General features: G+C 66.3%; 15 protein-coding genes. 6 read left to right on the forward strand and 9 right to left on the reverse strand.

Features of this window, described 5'->3' with window-relative positions; translation table 11 throughout:
* Positions 1-32: 32 nt before the first annotated feature.
* From FGU64_RS19290 to FGU64_RS19300, 3 genes are read left to right on the forward strand one after another with little or no spacing between them, the layout of a single operon-like run.
* A complete protein-coding gene (locus FGU64_RS19290; RefSeq protein ID WP_139954626.1) occupies positions 33-2,255 on the forward strand; it encodes an iron ABC transporter permease in 2,223 nt (740 codons plus the stop codon).
* Positions 2,252-3,313: an ABC transporter ATP-binding protein gene (locus FGU64_RS19295; protein WP_139954627.1), complete on the forward strand. Its 1,062-nt coding sequence runs from the start codon at positions 2,252-2,254 to the stop codon at positions 3,311-3,313. Before FGU64_RS19290 ends, FGU64_RS19295 begins: the two co-directional genes overlap by 4 nt.
* A 20-nt stretch (positions 3,314-3,333) precedes the next feature.
* A complete protein-coding gene (locus FGU64_RS19300; RefSeq protein ID WP_136360048.1) occupies positions 3,334-4,128 on the forward strand; it encodes an inositol monophosphatase family protein in 795 nt (264 codons plus the stop codon).
* Between the two features lie 258 nt (positions 4,129-4,386).
* Here the strand turns inward: FGU64_RS19300 and FGU64_RS19305 are convergent, their stop codons facing one another.
* The 3 genes from FGU64_RS19305 to FGU64_RS19315 all read right to left on the reverse strand — a co-directional run bounded on the left by FGU64_RS19305 (position 4,387) and on the right by FGU64_RS19315 (position 7,519).
* A complete protein-coding gene (locus FGU64_RS19305; protein WP_139954628.1) occupies positions 4,387-5,889 on the reverse strand; it encodes a tripartite tricarboxylate transporter permease in 1,503 nt (500 codons plus the stop codon).
* A 43-nt stretch (positions 5,890-5,932) separates the two neighbouring features.
* The gene (locus FGU64_RS19310; RefSeq protein ID WP_210239043.1) at positions 5,933-6,406 is read right to left on the reverse strand and encodes a tripartite tricarboxylate transporter TctB family protein; all 474 of its coding nucleotides are present in this window, start codon (positions 6,404-6,406) and stop codon (positions 5,933-5,935) included.
* A gap of 138 nt (positions 6,407-6,544) precedes the next feature.
* Complete coding sequence (locus FGU64_RS19315; protein WP_139954629.1) at positions 6,545-7,519, reverse strand: tripartite tricarboxylate transporter substrate-binding protein; 975 nt, start codon at positions 7,517-7,519, stop codon at positions 6,545-6,547.
* 259 nt (positions 7,520-7,778) lie between these two features.
* On the opposite strand from FGU64_RS19315, the gene FGU64_RS19320 reads away from it, so the two are divergent.
* The 3 genes from FGU64_RS19320 to FGU64_RS19330 are packed head-to-tail and all read left to right on the forward strand — an operon-like array spanning position 7,779 to position 10,925.
* Positions 7,779-8,456: a response regulator transcription factor gene (locus FGU64_RS19320; RefSeq protein ID WP_139955456.1), complete on the forward strand. Its 678-nt coding sequence runs from the start codon at positions 7,779-7,781 to the stop codon at positions 8,454-8,456.
* Positions 8,446-9,834, forward strand: a complete 1,389-nt coding sequence (locus tag FGU64_RS19325) for a sensor histidine kinase (RefSeq protein WP_139954630.1) — start codon at positions 8,446-8,448, stop codon at positions 9,832-9,834. Before FGU64_RS19320 ends, FGU64_RS19325 begins: the two co-directional genes overlap by 11 nt.
* Entirely contained in the window at positions 9,834-10,925 is a 1,092-nt protein-coding gene (locus FGU64_RS19330) for an ABC transporter substrate-binding protein (RefSeq protein ID WP_139954631.1), read from the forward strand. Before FGU64_RS19325 ends, FGU64_RS19330 begins: the two co-directional genes overlap by 1 nt.
* A gap of 243 nt (positions 10,926-11,168) precedes the next feature.
* Here the strand turns inward: FGU64_RS19330 and FGU64_RS19335 are convergent, their stop codons facing one another.
* The 6 genes from FGU64_RS19335 to kduI are packed head-to-tail and all read right to left on the reverse strand — an operon-like array spanning position 11,169 to position 15,679.
* Positions 11,169-11,966, reverse strand: a complete 798-nt coding sequence (locus tag FGU64_RS19335) for a transporter substrate-binding domain-containing protein (protein WP_139954632.1) — start codon at positions 11,964-11,966, stop codon at positions 11,169-11,171.
* A 55-nt stretch (positions 11,967-12,021) separates the two neighbouring features.
* Positions 12,022-12,750, reverse strand: a complete 729-nt coding sequence (locus FGU64_RS19340) for an amino acid ABC transporter ATP-binding protein (protein ID WP_136360054.1) — start codon at positions 12,748-12,750, stop codon at positions 12,022-12,024.
* Entirely contained in the window at positions 12,728-13,387 is a 660-nt protein-coding gene (locus FGU64_RS19345) for an amino acid ABC transporter permease (protein WP_139954633.1), read from the reverse strand. The genes FGU64_RS19340 and FGU64_RS19345 overlap by 23 nt, the downstream gene beginning before the upstream one ends.
* Before the next feature lie 8 nt (positions 13,388-13,395).
* Positions 13,396-14,079, reverse strand: a complete 684-nt coding sequence (locus FGU64_RS19350; protein WP_139954634.1) for an amino acid ABC transporter permease — start codon at positions 14,077-14,079, stop codon at positions 13,396-13,398.
* Positions 14,076-14,846, reverse strand: coding sequence for a 2-dehydro-3-deoxy-D-gluconate 5-dehydrogenase KduD (gene kduD / locus FGU64_RS19355; protein WP_139954635.1), 771 nt, complete (start codon positions 14,844-14,846; stop codon positions 14,076-14,078). Before kduD ends, FGU64_RS19350 begins: the two co-directional genes overlap by 4 nt.
* Positions 14,843-15,679: a 5-dehydro-4-deoxy-D-glucuronate isomerase gene (gene kduI, locus FGU64_RS19360; RefSeq protein ID WP_139954636.1), complete on the reverse strand. Its 837-nt coding sequence runs from the start codon at positions 15,677-15,679 to the stop codon at positions 14,843-14,845. Before kduI ends, kduD begins: the two co-directional genes overlap by 4 nt.
* Between the last annotated feature and the right edge of the window lie 23 nt (positions 15,680-15,702).

The following is a 15,702-nucleotide window of genomic DNA, read 5'->3' on the forward strand; positions in this document are numbered from 1 at the left end:
GCCTCTTCCCAACACTGACAGCGAGGTCCGCCATGACGCGCCCCAATCGAAGGCTGGACATCGTCCTCGTTCTGGGCGTGGCGGCGCTCATGCTGCTGCCGTGGTATCGGATCGAAGGCGGCTTCTTCGGTTTCGGCTGGCTGGGCGGCTTTCCTCTGTCGCCGGAGGCCGCGCCCGGCCTGGTGCAGATCGCCGCGCACGGCCGGTTCTGGCTTGCCGGCGTCGTCCTGTTCCTGCTCGCGGCCGGCATGGCGCGCGGCATGGCGGACCCGATGCGCCGCGGCGCCATGCTGGCCTGGGCAGGGGGGCTCGGCCTGCTGTTCCTCTGCCTCCAGGGCCTCGCCATCGGCTTCACCGGCTGGACCTGGACCGTCAGCGAGAACCTGTTCGGGCCGCTCGCCGACGGCCAGCCGTCGATGGGTGCCGGCGCGGTGCTGAGCGCCGTCGTCTTCGTGCTGGTGTTTTCATTCGGCCTGGCCGAGCGCGGCGTCATGAAGGGCGACGCCTTCGTCGTCAGCGCCATTGCACTGCTCGTCTTCCTGGTCGCCGTCTTCGTCTTCTATCCCGTCGGCAGCATGTTCGTTGGCGCTGTGCAGGACTTCGACGGCTCGTTCAATCCGGACGGCTTCGTCCGCAACATGCAGGATCCGGGCATCTGGAGCCTCGACTGCGTCGTCGGCGGCGCCCGGTGCGGGGTCGCCTGGCGCACGCTGTGGCTCGGCATCGTGACCGGCCTTTCCTCGACGCTGCTCGGCCTCGCCTTCGCGCTCGTCGCCACCCGCACGCGCTTTCCCTGCAAGAAGGCGCTCAGGCTCCTGACCATCCTGCCGATCATCACGCCTCCCTTCGTCATCGGCCTTGCGCTGATCCTGCTGTTTGGCCGCGCCGGCTTCGTCACCCAGGCCGTCGCCAGCCTGTTCGGCGTCGAGCCCGGCCGCTGGCTCTATGGGCTGACCGGCATCTGGATCTCGCAGGTCCTGTCCTTCACGCCGGTCGCCTTCCTGGTGCTGATTGGCGTCGTCGAGGGCGTCAGCCCGTCGATGGAGGAGGCGTCGCAGACGCTGCGCGCCGACCGCTGGCGCACCTTCGTCAAGGTCTCGCTGCCGCTGATGAAACCGGGACTGGCCAACGCCTTCCTCATCGGCTTCATCGAGAGCATGGCCGATTTCGGCAATCCGCTGGTGCTCGGCGGTAGTCACGGGGTGCTATCGACGGAGATTTTCTTCGCCGTCGTCGGCTCGCAGAACGATCCCTCGCGCGCCGCCGTGCTTGCCATGGTGCTGCTCGCCTTCACTCTGTCGGCGTTCCTTGCACAGCGGCTGTGGCTGTCGGGCCGCAACTTCTCCACCGTCACCGGCAAAGGCGACAACGGTGTCCATGCGGCCTTGCCGCGCTGGCTTTCGACCGGCCTCTACGCGGTGGTCGTTCCGTGGATCGCCTTCACGCTCGTCGTCTACGGGATGATCCTGTTCGGCGGCTTCATGAAGACCTGGGGCCTCGACAATTCGCTGACGCTGGACCACTACGTCAAGGCCTTCTCGGTGAACCTGTCGGGTGGAACCGTCTGGACCGGCGTCGCCTGGAACTCCTTCTGGACGACGATGGAGATCGCGCTGATCGCCGCGCCGCTGACGGCCGCCGTCGGCCTGCTCACCGCCTATCTGATCGTGCGGCAGAAATTCGCCGGCAGGAACGTCTTCGAGTTCGCGCTGATGATGAGCTTCGCCATTCCCGGCACCGTCATCGGCGTCAGCTATATCATGGCCTTCAACCTGCCGCCGCTGGAGATGACCGGCACGGCGCTGATCCTGATCGCCTGTTTCGTCTTCCGCAACATGCCGGTGGGGGTGCGCGGCGGCGTGGCGGCCATGAGCCAGCTCGACAAGAGCCTCGACGAAGCCTCGCTGACGCTGGGCGCGGGCAGCTTCCGCACGGTGCGCAGGATCATCCTGCCGCTGCTGCGCCCCGCCATCACGGCCGCGCTGGTCTATTCCTTCGTCCGCGCCATCACCTCGATCAGCGCCGTCATCTTCCTCGTCAGCGCCGAATACAACATGGCCACCGCCTATATCGTCGGGCTGGTGGAGAATGGCGAATACGGCGTCGCCATCGCCTATTCCTCGATGCTGATCGTCGTCATGCTCGTCGTCATTTCCGGCTTCCAGTTCCTTGTCGGCGAGCGGCGGCTGAGGCGCGACAATCGCCTCGCCGGCGCCCCTCGCACCCTATCCCCCGAGCAGGAGAGAACCGCATGACCATGCAAAAGGCCGGTTCCGTCGTCTTCGAGAACATCCGCAAGAACTACGGTGCCGTCACCGTCATTCCGGACCTTTCCTTCACCATCGAGCCCGGCACGCTCGTCACCCTTCTCGGCCCCTCCGGTTGCGGCAAGACGACGACGCTGAGGATGCTGGCCGGCCTGGAGCATCCGAGCGCCGGCCGGGTGTTCATCGGCGGCAAGGACGTCACTATGCTGCCGGCCAACGAGCGCGACGTCTCGATGGTCTTCCAGTCCTATGCGCTGTTCCCGCACATGAACTCGCTCGACAACGTCGCCTACGGCCTGGAAGCCTCCGGCCTTTCGCGCAAGGAGGCGCGGGAAAAGGCGGAGGACGGGCTTTCGCTGGTCGGCCTCGCCGGCATGGGCCACCGCCTGCCGGCCGAGCTTTCCGGCGGCCAGCAGCAGCGCGTCGCCGTCGCCCGCGCGCTGGTGCTGGAGCCGCAGGTGCTGCTGCTCGACGAGCCGCTGTCGAACCTCGACGCGCGCCTGCGCCGCAAGGTGCGCACCGACATCCGCGAACTGCAGCAGCGCCTCGGTTTCACCGCTGTCTATGTCACGCACGACCAGGACGAGGCACTGGCCGTCTCCGACCGCATCATCGTCATGAAGGAAGGCCGCATCGCGCAGGCCGGTGCGCCGCGCGAACTTTACGAAATGCCGGCATCCTCCTTCATCGCCGACTTCATGGGCGAGGCCAACGTCATCGCCTGCGAGGTGATCGACGTTGCCGGCGGCGAGGCGCGCGTGCGCATCGGCAAGCTCGAGCAGCGTGTGCCGGCGCGAAACGCCAGGCCCGGCGCGGCCAGCCTTGCTGTCCGTCCCGGCTCGATCACCGTCGCCGAAGGGCAGGGGACAGGCCTTGCCGGCCGCGTCCTGCATTCGGCCTATCTCGGCGGCCATGTGGAATACGAGATGGAAACCGAAGTCGGAACCCTCTTCATCGTCGACCACGCCGTCGACCGCACGCTTCCCGCCGGCGCCGACGCGACGCTGGGTTTCAAGACCCGCGGCATCGCCCTTATCGAACACTGACCATCGCAAGGAAACACAATATGACATCGCAGGAACTGGACGCGCGCTTTGCCGCCGCAAAGGCCATCGCGCAGGAGGCCGGGGCCATGGCGCTCGACTATTTCAATCGGCGCGAAACGCTGACTATCGAGACCAAGCACGATTTGCAGGACGTCGTTTCGATCGCCGACCGCAACACCGAAAAGCTGATCCGCCGGCGCGTCGAGGCGGCATTCCCGCAGGACGGGTGTCTCGGCGAGGAATTCGGCCATGTCGCCGGCACGTCCGGCTACACCTGGATCGTCGATCCCATCGACGGCACCGCGCCCTTCGTCAACGGCATGCCCAACTGGTGCGTCTCCGTCGCGGTCGCCCATGCCGGCAAGCCGGTGATCGGCATCATCGCCGCGCCCTGCCATGGCGAGCTTTACGCGGCGGCGGCCGGCAGGGGCGCCGAGCTCGACGGCAAGGCGCTGAAGCTCGATTCCTCCCGCACCGTCCAGAACGGCCTGACCGGCATCGGCGCCAATTCCCATGTCACGCCCGATTCGGTGGGAAAGATGGTGAGCGAGCTTCTGCGGATGGAGGGCAATTTCATCCGCAACGGCTCCGGCGCGCTGATGCTGGCCTATGTCGCTGCGGGCCGGCTGGTCGGCTACTACGAGCCGTATATGCACGCCTGGGATTGCTTTGCCGGCTTCTGTCTCGTGCAGGAGGCCGGCGGCTGGTATCACGATTTCCCGATCGAGGGCGCGAGGCTGACCGAGGGCGCGCCGGTGGTGGCGGCGGCACCCGGGGCGCGCCACGCTCTCGAAAGGCTGGCGGGGCTGGCCTGAGGCTTGCAACAGTGCAGCGGTCCAGGAGTTCTGTCGCAAACTCGAACTTGACGCGAACAAAGGCTTCTGCCCGGTTTTGTCTGGCCAGGATTTCGAAGCTCTGCGAATGACGATGCTGGCCGGCGCGCTCGACCTGGGCGCATGCGCTTGACCTCCGGTGGAATATATCGCCATAGCGCTTCTTCCAGTTGCAAAAGCTCGCGTCGCTGATACCCGCCTTGCGGCAGCGAGATAGGGGACCTTTCCAGGGATGGCTGTTTAAGCAGCTTGCAATGCCCGCCGCCTGGCGCGGCGTGCCAGATAGGCTGGCAGGATTGCGACGGCTGCAGCCAGGATCCAGAGCACGATGCAGATGGTGCTGGAGAACAGGATCGAGACGTCGCCGCCGCTGATCGCCAGCGCGTTGCGCAGGTTGACCTCGGTGATCTGGCCGAGGACGAAGCCGAGGATGATTGGCGCCATGTCGAATCCGGCCTTGCGCAACAGCCATCCCACCATGCCGATCCCCATCATCAGGAAGACGGAAAAGATCGAGGAGTTGGTGGAATAGACGCCGACGACCGAAAGCACCAATATGCCCGGCACCAGCAGCCAGTTCGGCACCGTCAGCACGCGGGCGAAGATCTGCACCAGCGGCAGGTTGAGCGCGAGCAGGATGAAGTTGCCGACGAACATCGAGGCGACGAGGCCGCCGACGATCTCCGGCCGCTCTGTCAGCAGCATCGGGCCGGGCTGGATGTTGTAGAGCATCAGTGCGCCGAGCATCACCGCCGTGGTGCCGGAGCCCGGAACGCCGAGCGTCAGCATCGGCACGAAGGCGCCGCAGGCCGTGGCGTTGTTGGCGGCTTCCGGCGCCGCCAGGCCGCGCACGTCGCCCTTGCCGAACGTTCCCTCGGTGTCGGAGAGACGCTTTTCAGTGGTGTAGGAGATGGCGCTGGAGACGGAAGCCCCGGTGCCCGGCAGCACGCCGACGATGAAGCCGATCACCGAAGCGCGGATCGTCGCGCCGGTGCATTTCACCAGGTCGCTCATGCGAGCCGTCATGCGGCCGAGCTCGCGGATCACCGTGATGCCACGCCCCTCGTTCTCGAGGATGATCAGCGCTTCCGAGATCGAGAAGAGGCCGATCACCAGCACGACGAATTCGATGCCCTCGCTGAGTTCCGGCTGGTCGAAGGTGAAACGATAGGCGCCGGAGGTCGGATCGAGGCCGACGGTGGCGAGCACCAGGCCGATGGCGCAGCCGATCAGCGTCTTGGCCGGCTGGCTGCCGACCATCGAGCCCAGCGTGGCGAAGGCGAAGACCATCAGCACGAAATATTCGGCCGGACCGAAACCGATCGCCAGGCCGGACAGGATGGGCGCGAACAGTGCCAGGCCGACGGTGCCGAAGATGCCGCCGAAGAACGAGGAAATACCGGAGATCGCCAGTGCTTCGCCCGCCCGTCCCTGCTTGGCCATCGGGTAGCCGTCCATCGCCGTCATGACGGCGCCGGCGTCGCCTGGCACGTTGAGCAGGATGGAGGAAATGCGCCCGCCATATTCGGCACCACAATAGATCGCGGCCAGCAGGATCATCGTGCTCTCGGCGGGAAGCCCCATCGTGTAGGCGATCGGCAACAGCAGCGCGATGCCGTTGATCGGGCCGATGGCCGGCAGCGCGCCGACCAGCGTGCCGACGAAGCAACCGATGAAGCCGATGATGAGGTTCTGCGTGGTCAGCGCGACGGCGAAGCCGTGCCAGAGATAGTCGAGGTTCATGTTCGGGACCTTTCAGGTTCCAGGCGCGCGCGGCCGATTTGGCCTAGTGGCCAAACAGGGCGCCGGTCGGCAGATAGACTTCCAGCACGTAGGAAAAGACGAACCACCACAGCACGGCCTGGCCAACGGCGCCGAGCAACGCCTTGAACGGTGGCGCGCCGAAGATCAGCGCGGTGCCGAAGGTCAGGACGAAGGTGGAGACCAGGAAGCCGGCGGGCTCGAACAACGCGACGGCGGCGAGCATGACCAGCGGGATTCCCAGCACGCGCAGCAGAAGCCTCCCCGTCGGATAGCCTTCAGCTGGGCCGGGCGAGAAGAAATACCAGATGCTGAGCAATGCCAGCATCGCCGCCAGGCCGAGTGGGAAGACACGCGGTCCCAGCGGATCGGAGGCGAAGGCATAGTCGATGGCGGTCGCGCCGAGGCCGTAGGCAAGGGCGAACAGCAACAGGCAGGCCGCCGTGGCCCGGCCGATCAGCCGCATCGACTGGGGCGAAGGTTCGTGGTGCTCGGACATGGATGTCTCCACAAGAGGGCGTCCGCACCCGCCGGCCGGCGACGCAGTGCAGGGGAGGGGCGGCTCTCCGGCGATCGAACGCTGGCCGATCGCCGGAGATGGTTTTCGCGGTGAAGAATGAGGCCGCTGAGGCGGGGCCTACATGCCCGCTTCCTTGGCCAGGATCTTGAACTGCGCGACGTCCTTCTTCACGCGTTCGTCGAAATCCTTGCCGAACGACTTGAACTCGAACAGGCCGCGTGCTTCGCGCTCCTTGGCGAATTCGGGCGTCGCCATGGCGTTCTTGAATGCCTGCACCCACCAGTCGTAATCGGCGTCGGAAACCTCCTTGCCGACATAGAAGCCGCGCCACACCGGCCAGTCGATGTCGAAGCCCTGTTCGCGCGCCGTCGGCACGTTGGCGAGGTCGCCGGGCAGCCGTTCGGGCGCCATGACGGCAAGGATGCGGATTTTTCCGGCCATATGGTGCTTGACCATTTCGGCGGCGTCGCCCGAACCCACCTTGACGTGGCCGCCCTCGAGCGCGGTCAGCACGGCGCCGCCACCCTCGAGCGCGACGTAGCGGATCTGCTTCGGGTCCTGCCCCGCCGCCTTGGCGAGCAGCGATCCCTTCATCCAGTCCTGCGAGCCGACCGCGCCGCCGCCGGCGATGGCGAAATCGGCGGGATTGGCCTTGTAGGCCTCGACCAGGTCCTTCAGCGTCTTGTAGGGCGCGTCCGCCGCGACCACCAGCACGCCGTAGTCGGCGCCGATGGCGCCCAGCCAGCGCACGGCGTTCTCGTCGTAGTGGCCGAACTTGCCCTGCGCCAGAAGCAGCGCGGACCCCGACGACGCCGCGGTAATGAGGCTGCCGTCCTTGGAGCGCTTGGAGATGACGTGGTTGTAGGCCACCGCGCCGACACCGCCTTCCATGTAGGTAACGGCCATCGGCGCCGCGATCTGCTTGGTCTTGAGCAGCGCGTCGGCGGCAAGGCGGCAGGTGAGGTCGAAGCCGCCGCCGGGCTTGGCGCCGGCGAGGCATTCCGGCTTTGCAGGCTCCGCATTTGCGGATGCCGCGAAAGCGAAGGCCGCCACGGCTGCGCCGAGGATCGCCTTGATGAGACTGTTTGACATAAGTCCTCCCGTTGAATCCGGAGCGGCCGGTTTCACGGAACGCCAGCATGCCGGCGCGTGCACAATGGTCTTGCGCGACAACCGATATATGCTGGCTTCCTCCCCGGACCGGACCCATCGCTCCCTCGATCAGGCCGGCGCGGGGGAAGATAGCGGCCGTTCCTGTCACGATCCTGTCACGCTCGAATTCTTCCGGTTTCCCTGCAAGATGAGCGCGGCGAATCTTGCCGCTCCCCTGACCGCGTGTAATCATCCGCGCGTGCGCATCCTTCTTGTCGAAGACACTCATGACGTGGGCGAAGCCATCTGCCGGCGCTTCCAGCAGATTGGTCATACCGTCGATTGGGAAACCGATGGCACCGCGGCGTCCGACATCCTCGCCCATACCGCCTATGACCTGCTGATCCTGGACGTCATGCTGCCCGGCATGGACGGCTTCTCCATACTGAAGACGCTGCGCCGGGCGCGGATCGGCGTTCCGGTGCTCGTGCTGACCGCCCGCTCCGAGATCGACGACAGGGTCGGCGCGCTGGATCTCGGCGCAGACGACTATCTGGTCAAACCTTTCGATTTCCGCGAGCTGGAGGCGCGTGCGCGGGTGTTGCTCAGGCGCAGCAGCGGCGGCGATGCGACCAACGTCATCGTCTGCGGCGACATCAGGCTCGACCGCACCAACCGCAACGTGACGGTGGGCCGGCGCGAGGTGCAACTGAAGCGGCGAGAGATCGCCCTTCTGGAAATCCTCGCTTCGCGGCCGGGGCGCGTCTTCAGAAAGGACGAGTTGCTGGACCAGCTTTTCGGCTTTGACGAGGCCGCCGGCGTCAACGCGATCGAACTCTATGTCGGCCGGCTGCGCAAGAAGCTCGAAGGCGCCAGCGCGCGCATCGTCACGCTGCGCGGCAGCGGCTACCAGCTCGTCTCCGACGATGCGCACTAGCAATTCGCTCTTTGCCCGGCTGATGCGCCGCGTCGGCATCGTGCTGGCGCTGGGTGCGGCCGCGCTGACAACGGCGGCATGGTTTTATGCCCGCACGGCAGCCAACGAGGCTTACGACCGGCTGCTGCTCGGCGCCGCCTTCCAGATGAGCGAGGGGCTCGTCGTGGCCGACGGCAGGTTGCGCTTCCTGCTGCCGCCCTCGGCGTTCGAACTGCTGGGGCTGGCTGAGCGCGACCGTATCTTCTACCGCGTGGTCGACCCCGATGGCGCGACGCTGACCGGCTATCCCGACCTCGGGCCGAAGATCGATCTCCATGCCAGTCGCGGCGGCCCGGTCTTCTCCAACGGCAGCTATCTCGGCGTGCCGGTCCGCAACGTCACCGTGGCGCGGGCCATGAGCATGCCGCGCGGACCCGGCTGGGCCTACGTCATGGTGGCGCAGACCACCGAGGCCCGCCAGGCGCTGGCTTCCGAGCTGACGACCCGCGCGGTCATCCTGGTCGGCATTATGAGCCTGGTGGCCGTCATCGGCACGGCGCTCGCCGTCCGCTATTCGCTACGCCCGGTAGGCGAGCTCGGCACCGCGCTGAGGCGGCGCGACCCGCAGGACCTGACGCCGCTGAAAGTCTCGGTTCCCTCCGAGCTTTCCCCCTTCGTCACCTCGATCAACCATTTCATCACCCGGCTGGACGAGCGCGTGAAGCTGTTGCAACGCTATATCGCCGATAGCGCGCACCAGATCCGCACGCCGCTCACTGCCCTGTCGGCGCAGGTCAGCCTGATCGACGAGGCGAAGCTGGCGCCCGAGGACCGCCGCCATCTCGAACGCGTGCAGAGCCGCACCGCCGAACTCGCCCGCTTCACCAACCAGCTGCTCAACCACGCGATGGTGATCCATCGCTTCGATTCGATCCAGTTGGCTCCGGTTTTCCTCAACGACGTCGCCCGCAAGGCATTGCGCAACGCCGTTCCCATCACCGTCGACCCGGACCTCGTCGTGTCCTTCGAGCCGGCCGACGAGGAGCTTGCCGTGCTGGGCGACATGCTCAGCCTGCGCGAAGCCATCGTCAACGTCGTCGACAACGCCCTGCGCCACGGCGCGGTCGCGCGCCTGGAGGTGCATGTCAGGCAGGCCGGCGAGTTCGGCGCCGTCGACGTCCTCGACGACGGCCCCGGCATCCGGCCGGAAGATTGGCCGATGGCAACGAGCCGCTTCTATTCCGGTCGCTCTGATGCTGAGGGTGCCTCGGGCCTCGGCTTCGCCATCGCCGCGGAGGTCGCCGCCAGGCTCGGCGGCCGCCTGCGGTTCCGGCAACGATCCGAAAGTGAGCTGTTTTGCGTTTCCATCGAACTGCCTCTGGCGGAGAGGCCGAGCTGATGCGCAGAACCCTGATCTTCGCATTTGCGGCGGCGACGCTCCTGCTGCCCATGCTGGCGAACGCGCTCGAGGGCGATCACAGGATCTTCCCCGCGAAGGGCTCCGAAACCGGGCGCCTTCTCATCCACGGCGCCACGGATCTCGATGCGATGCAGCCGCTGATCGCCGACTTCCAGGACCGCAATCCCGATATCGCCGTCGAATATACGGATATGGTCACTAACGACCTGTTCCGGCAGGCACAGCAAATCTGCGCCGCAAAAGCCGAGGGTGCGGACATTCTCCTGTCGTCATCGGTCGACCAGCTCGTTAGGCTGGCCAACGATGGCTGCGCGCAATCGCACCGCTCCGCCGAGACGATGGCCGTGCCGGACTGGGCCAACTGGCGCGACGAGGTCTTCGGCTTCACCTTCGAGCCCGTCGTTTTCGTTTACGACCGCCGCACCGTGCCCGCCGAGGACGTTCCGCGCAGCCACGAGGCGCTGTCGAACCTGCTGAGAAGCAAGGCGGAAGCCTATCGCGGCCGCGTCGGCACCTACGACATCGCGGCCTCCGGCGTCGGCTACCTGCTGGCCTTCAACGATTCGCGCCAGGCACCCACCGCAAACGGCCGGCTGCTGGAAACGCTGAGCCGGACCGACACCGTCATTCGCTGCTGCAACAACGAGGTGCTGGGCGAGCTTGCCGCCGGCAGGATCAGCCTCGCCTACAACGTGCTCGGCTCCTATGCCTATGCCGCCGCACGCGCCAACGCTGCCCTCGGCATCGTCCTGCCCCGCGATTACACGCTGATCCTGTCGCGCGGCGCGCTCATCCCGTCGCACGCTCCGCACCCGGATGTCGGCAAGCGTTTCTTGAACTACCTGCTGTCGGCCCGCGGCCGCGGCGTCGCGCGGGAAAAATCCTTCTTCTTCGCCGAGGACGCGCCGCTGCCCGACGGCGTCGACGGACCGCCCGACCTGATGCAGTCCGGCATCGGCCGGCCGATCCGTATCGGCCCCGCCCTGCTCGCCGCGCAGGATGAGGTGCAGCGCAGGACCTTCATTGCCGACTGGATGGAACTGATCCGGAAAAGCCGTACGGATCGCTAACCGGCGTATTCAGTGTTGAGTCCAATAATTACGCTGGAGAGATTCCAGTTGCGGGTCACGTTCGAGGCTCTTGGCCATGACGAATGCGGAGCGCCTGCATGACTGGCCACGAGACCTATTCAGCGCCGTTCATTACCGCACACGACGATCCGGGCCAGCTTTGAGACACGGCCTGCCGCAAGGACATTCCGGAGAAATGCCGGCGTGACCGTCGCGCATGCGCCGGTCACGCCATAAGTTTCCTTAGTCCTTGCGGCTGAGAAGGTCCGCCGGCAAGTCGCGCTTGTGGAACTTCTTGAACATGGCGGGAAGCTCGCCGCTCTTGAACTTCTCGGTGATCCAGTTGTTGAGCCATTCCTTCAGCTTCGGCTCGTTCTGCGGCAGGGCGATGCCGAGGTCGAGCGACTTCTGCACGAACTTGACGTCCAGCGGATCGCCGCCCTTCTTCTCGTTCATGGCGGCGAGCACGGCCGTCTGCGTCGAGACGAGGTCGACCTGGCCCGACGCCACGGCGGTAATCAGCGTCGCGTCGTCCTCGAAGCGGACGATCTCGGCATCCTTGGCATTCTCGGACACCATCATGTCGTTGACCGTCGCGCGCGTGACGCCGATGCGCTTGCCGGCGAGGTCCTTGTAGTCCTTGATGGCGGCGTCCTTGGGGCCGGCGACGATGATGTCGAGGGTCGCATAGGGGATGGTGAAATCGACCGCCTTCTTGCGCTCGGGCGTGATGGCCAGGTTGGCCACGAGAATGTCGGCCTTGTGCGCCTGGATGGTCGGCACGCGCGCGGCGTTGGTGATCTGCACCAGCTCCAGCTTCACGCCGAGGCTGTCGGCGATCATCTTGGCGGTCTCCACGTCGGAGCCGGCGGGTTGCAACTGGGCATCGACATAGGCGAAGAGCGGCACGCCCATGGCGGTCGCGACACGGATCTTGCCGGCCGCCTTGATGTCCGAAAGCGCGTCGGCGCGGGCGGCCGGCATGGCCATGACGAAGGCGGCGGCCAGGGCGGCCATGCCGAATGCGAGTTTGAATTTCATAGATGTTTCCTCCTTGGTTATCATCGACCGTCCCGCTCCTCCGCGGGTGCCGGCTTCACAGTTCGTTGGCGAGAAAATTCTTCAGCTCCGGCGTCTGCGGGCTGCCCAGCATCGCACCGGTGCCGGTTTCCCAGACCTTGCCGGTGTGCATGTAGATGACGCGGTCGGCGGCGCGGCGCGCGAAGCCCATCTCGTGCGTCACCATGATCATCGTCATGCCGCCCTTGGCGAGCTTCTCCATCACCCGCAGCACCTCGCCGGTCAGTTCCGGATCGAGCGCCGACGTCACTTCGTCGAACAGCATTACTTTCGGCGACATCGCCAGCGAGCGGGCGATGGCGACGCGCTGCTGCTGGCCGCCGGACAACTGCTCGGGATAGGCGTCGATCTTGTCGGAGAGGCCAACCTGCTCCAGCGCGGTCCGGGCGAGCGCGTGCGCCTCGGCGCCCTTGACGTTTTTCACGCGGCGCGGCGCCAGGACGATGTTTTCCTCCACCGTCAGGTGCGGGAAGAGGTTGTAGCTCTGGAAGACGATGCCGACGTCCTGCCTGAGCGCGCGCAGGTCGAGATCGGGCGCCTCGACGCGCCGGCCGCAGACCTCGATCGAGCCGGACTGGATCTTCTCCAGCCTGTTGATGCAGCGAAGCGCCGTGCTCTTGCCCGAGCCGGAGCGGCCGATGATCGCCACGACCTCGCCGGCGCTGACCTCGAAGGAAACGCCGCGCAGCACCTCGACCAGGCCGAAGCTCTTGTGCACGTCCTCAAGCTTGACGACGACTGACATTGAGCCTCCTTTCGAGCGCCTGGCTCCAGATCGACAGCGGATAGCAAAGGGCGAAGTACAACAGCCCGGCGATGCCGAAGATCAGGAAGGGCTGGAACGTCGAGTTGTTGATGACCTGTGCAGCGCGCGTCAGCTCGACGAAGCCGACCACCGAGGCGAGCGAGGTGCTCTTGAGCACCTGCACGAGGAAGCCGACCGTCGGCGGCGTGGCGATGCGGGCCGCCTGCGGCAGGACGACGTCGCGCAGCGTTTGCCAGCGCGTCAGCGCCAGGCATTCGGCCGCTTCCGTCTGGGTGCGCGGCACCGCCTCGACGCAGCCGCGCCAGATCTCGCCGAGGAAAGCGCTGCAATAGATCATCAGGGACAGGCCGGCGGCGAACAGCGGCGGCATCTCGACGCCGAAGATGCCGAGGCCGAAATAGACCACGAACAGGATGATGAGCAGCGGCGTGCCCTGGACGATCTGGACATAGACGAAGACCAGGCGGCGAAGCGCGGCCGAACGGGATATGCGCGCCAGCATGACGATGAAGCCGGCCGCCCCGCCGACGACGAAGGCCAGCGCCGACAGCACGACCGTCCAGCCCATGCCCTCCAGCAGGTAGTAGAAATAGTAAAGGCTGAAGCCGCCGTTCATGTCGTCTCCTAGAGCGGGGTGCCGAGGCGGCGCCGGCGCGGGAACAGGCCCTGTCCCAGCAGCCAGAAGCCCGATTTCAGGAGAACGGTGAGCACCAGATAAAGCAGCGCCACCACGATGTAGGTTTCCAGCGAGCGAAAGGTGATCGACTGGATGTTGTTGGCGACCGCCGTCAGCTCCTCGGCCGAGATCTGCGAGGTGATGGAAGACGACAGCATCATCAGCACGAACTGGCTGGTCAGCGCCGGATAGACGCGCTCCAGCGCCGGCCGCAAGATGACGTACCAGTAGACCTGCGGCACCGACAGGCCGAGCGATTCGGCCGCCTCGATCTGGCCGGGATGGACGTCCTCGATGCCGGCGCGCACGATCTCCGTCGTATAGGCTCCGACATTGATGACCATGGCGAGCACGGCAGCGGCCAGCACCGGCATCCTGACGCCGACGCTGGCGAGGCCGAAGAACAGGAAGAATATCTGGATCAGGAAAGGCGTGTTGCGCACGAGTTCGACATAGCCGCCGGCGACGACCCGCAGCCAGGCATGGCGGCTGCCGCGCGCGATCGCGCCGGCGACGCCGATGCAAAGGCCGAGCACGGTGGCGGCGAACGTCATCTCGAGCGTCGTCAGCGCACCGGCCAGGAACTCCGGCCAGTATGCCCACAGGCTCGAGAAGTCGAATGTGTACATCATCGGGCGAGCCAGCCTCCGTCCACCGGCAGGACCGTGCCGTGCACATAGTCGGACGCCTGCGAGGCGAGGAAGACCGCGGCACCCCCCATGTCGGCGGGCTCGGCCCAGCGGCCGGCCGGGATACGCGCCAGGATGTCGCGCGAGCGCTGCTCGTCCTGCCGCAGCGCGGCCGTGTTGTTGGTGACGACGTAGCCGGGCGCGATGGCGTTGACGTTGATGCCCTTGTGCGCCCATTCGCAGGCGAGCAGCCGCGTCAGCCCGGCAAGACCGCTCTTGCTCGCCGTGTAGGACGGAATGCGGATGCCGCCCTGGAAGGAAAGCAGCGAGGCGATGTTGATGATCTTGCCGCCCTTGCCGCGTTCCAGCATGGCGCGGGCTGCCGCCTGCGAAAGGAAGAAGGCGGTCTTGAGATTGACGTTCATCACGTCGTCCCAGTCTCGCTCGGTGAAATCGAGGGCATCGGCGCGGCGGATGATGCCGGCGTTGTTGACGAGGATGTCGACCGCGCCCTTCCAGGCCACGGCCTCGGCGACGATGCCGGCGACCGGCGCGATCGAGCCGAGGTCGGCCGAAACGGAGCGGACCTCGACGCCGGCCTGCGCGCACAGTCTTTCGGTGTCGTCCATGGCCGAACGGCCGACCGCGACGATGGCCGCGCCGGCCCGCCCCAGCGCCAGCGCGATGGCCTGCCCGATGCCGGTGTTGGCGCCGGTGACGATGGCCGTGCGCCCGGACAGGTCGAACGGGTTCCGGCTCTCCACGCTCACCGGAGCGCCTCCATCGGCACCATGTCCATGTCGTCGAAATCCTGGTTGTCGCCGGCCATCGCCCAGATGAAGGCATAGTTGGAGGTGCCAACGCCGGAGTGGATCGACCAGCCGGGCGAGAGGATCGCCTGCTCGTTGGCGACCATCAGGTGGCGGGTCTCCTGCGGCTCGCCCATCAGGTGGATCACGCGGGCGTCGGCCTGCAGGTCGAAATAGAGGTAGGCTTCCGAACGCCGGTCATGCGTATGGCACGGCATGGTGTTCCACATGTTGTTCGGCTTCAGGACGGTCATGCCGAGGACGAGCTGGCAGGAGGCACACACGTCCGGATGGATCATCTGGTAGATGGTGCGCTCGTTCGCCTGCGCCGGGCTGCCGAGTTCGCGGACATTGGCCATCGCCCGCGAGATCTTGACCGTCTTGTGGCGCGCATGTGCCGGCGCGCTGATCAGGTAGAACTTGGCGGGGCTGGCAGCGTCGACGCTCTCGAAGCGGACCTCGCCCGCGCCCATCGCCACGTAGAGCGCCTCGTGCGCATCGAGGTCGTGGACGGCGCCGTCGGCCCGCACGCGCCCGGCGCCGCCGATGTTGACGACGCCGAGTTCGCGGCGCGCCATGAAGCTCGTCGTGCCGATCGGCTTCGGCGCCGTCAGCTCGAGCGCTTTGGAGACAGGCATCGCGCCGCCGACCACGAGACGGTCGATATGGCTGTAGGTGAGGGCGATCTCGTCCGGCTGGAACAGGCTCTCGATCAGGAAATGACGGCGCAGCGCGGCGGTGTCGAATCCCTTCGCCGCTTCCGGATGGCTGACTTGCCTGACTTCGATCTTCATGACTGCTCCAGAAATGATCCGAC

Origin of the sequence: Mesorhizobium sp. 8 (genome assembly GCF_006351905.1) — a bacterium.
GTDB lineage: Bacteria > Pseudomonadota > Alphaproteobacteria > Rhizobiales > Rhizobiaceae > Mesorhizobium > Mesorhizobium composti.

Bases quoted from the DNA above. Each gene is read 5' to 3' on its own strand.
- FGU64_RS19340 (WP_136360054.1), bottom strand. From the start codon at position 12,750: ATGTCAGTCGTCGTCAAGCTTGAGGACGTGCACAAGAGCTTCGGCCTG.
- FGU64_RS19350 (WP_139954634.1), bottom strand. From the start codon at position 14,079: ATGATGTACACATTCGACTTCTCGAGCCTGTGGGCATACTGGCCGGAG.
- FGU64_RS19325 (WP_139954630.1), top strand. From the start codon at position 8,446: ATGCGCACTAGCAATTCGCTCTTTGCCCGGCTGATGCGCCGCGTCGGC.
- FGU64_RS19315 (WP_139954629.1), bottom strand. From the start codon at position 7,519: ATGTCAAACAGTCTCATCAAGGCGATCCTCGGCGCAGCCGTGGCGGCC.
- FGU64_RS19295 (WP_139954627.1), top strand. From the start codon at position 2,252: ATGACCATGCAAAAGGCCGGTTCCGTCGTCTTCGAGAACATCCGCAAG.
- FGU64_RS19305 (WP_139954628.1), bottom strand. From the start codon at position 5,889: ATGAACCTCGACTATCTCTGGCACGGCTTCGCCGTCGCGCTGACCACG.
- FGU64_RS19300 (WP_136360048.1), top strand. From the start codon at position 3,334: ATGACATCGCAGGAACTGGACGCGCGCTTTGCCGCCGCAAAGGCCATC.
- FGU64_RS19310 (WP_210239043.1), bottom strand. From the start codon at position 6,406: ATGTCCGAGCACCACGAACCTTCGCCCCAGTCGATGCGGCTGATCGGC.
- FGU64_RS19330 (WP_139954631.1), top strand. From the start codon at position 9,834: ATGCGCAGAACCCTGATCTTCGCATTTGCGGCGGCGACGCTCCTGCTG.
- FGU64_RS19290 (WP_139954626.1), top strand. From the start codon at position 33: ATGACGCGCCCCAATCGAAGGCTGGACATCGTCCTCGTTCTGGGCGTG.
- FGU64_RS19335 (WP_139954632.1), bottom strand. From the start codon at position 11,966: ATGAAATTCAAACTCGCATTCGGCATGGCCGCCCTGGCCGCCGCCTTC.
- kduI (WP_139954636.1), bottom strand. From the start codon at position 15,679: ATGAAGATCGAAGTCAGGCAAGTCAGCCATCCGGAAGCGGCGAAGGGA.
- FGU64_RS19345 (WP_139954633.1), bottom strand. From the start codon at position 13,387: ATGAACGGCGGCTTCAGCCTTTACTATTTCTACTACCTGCTGGAGGGC.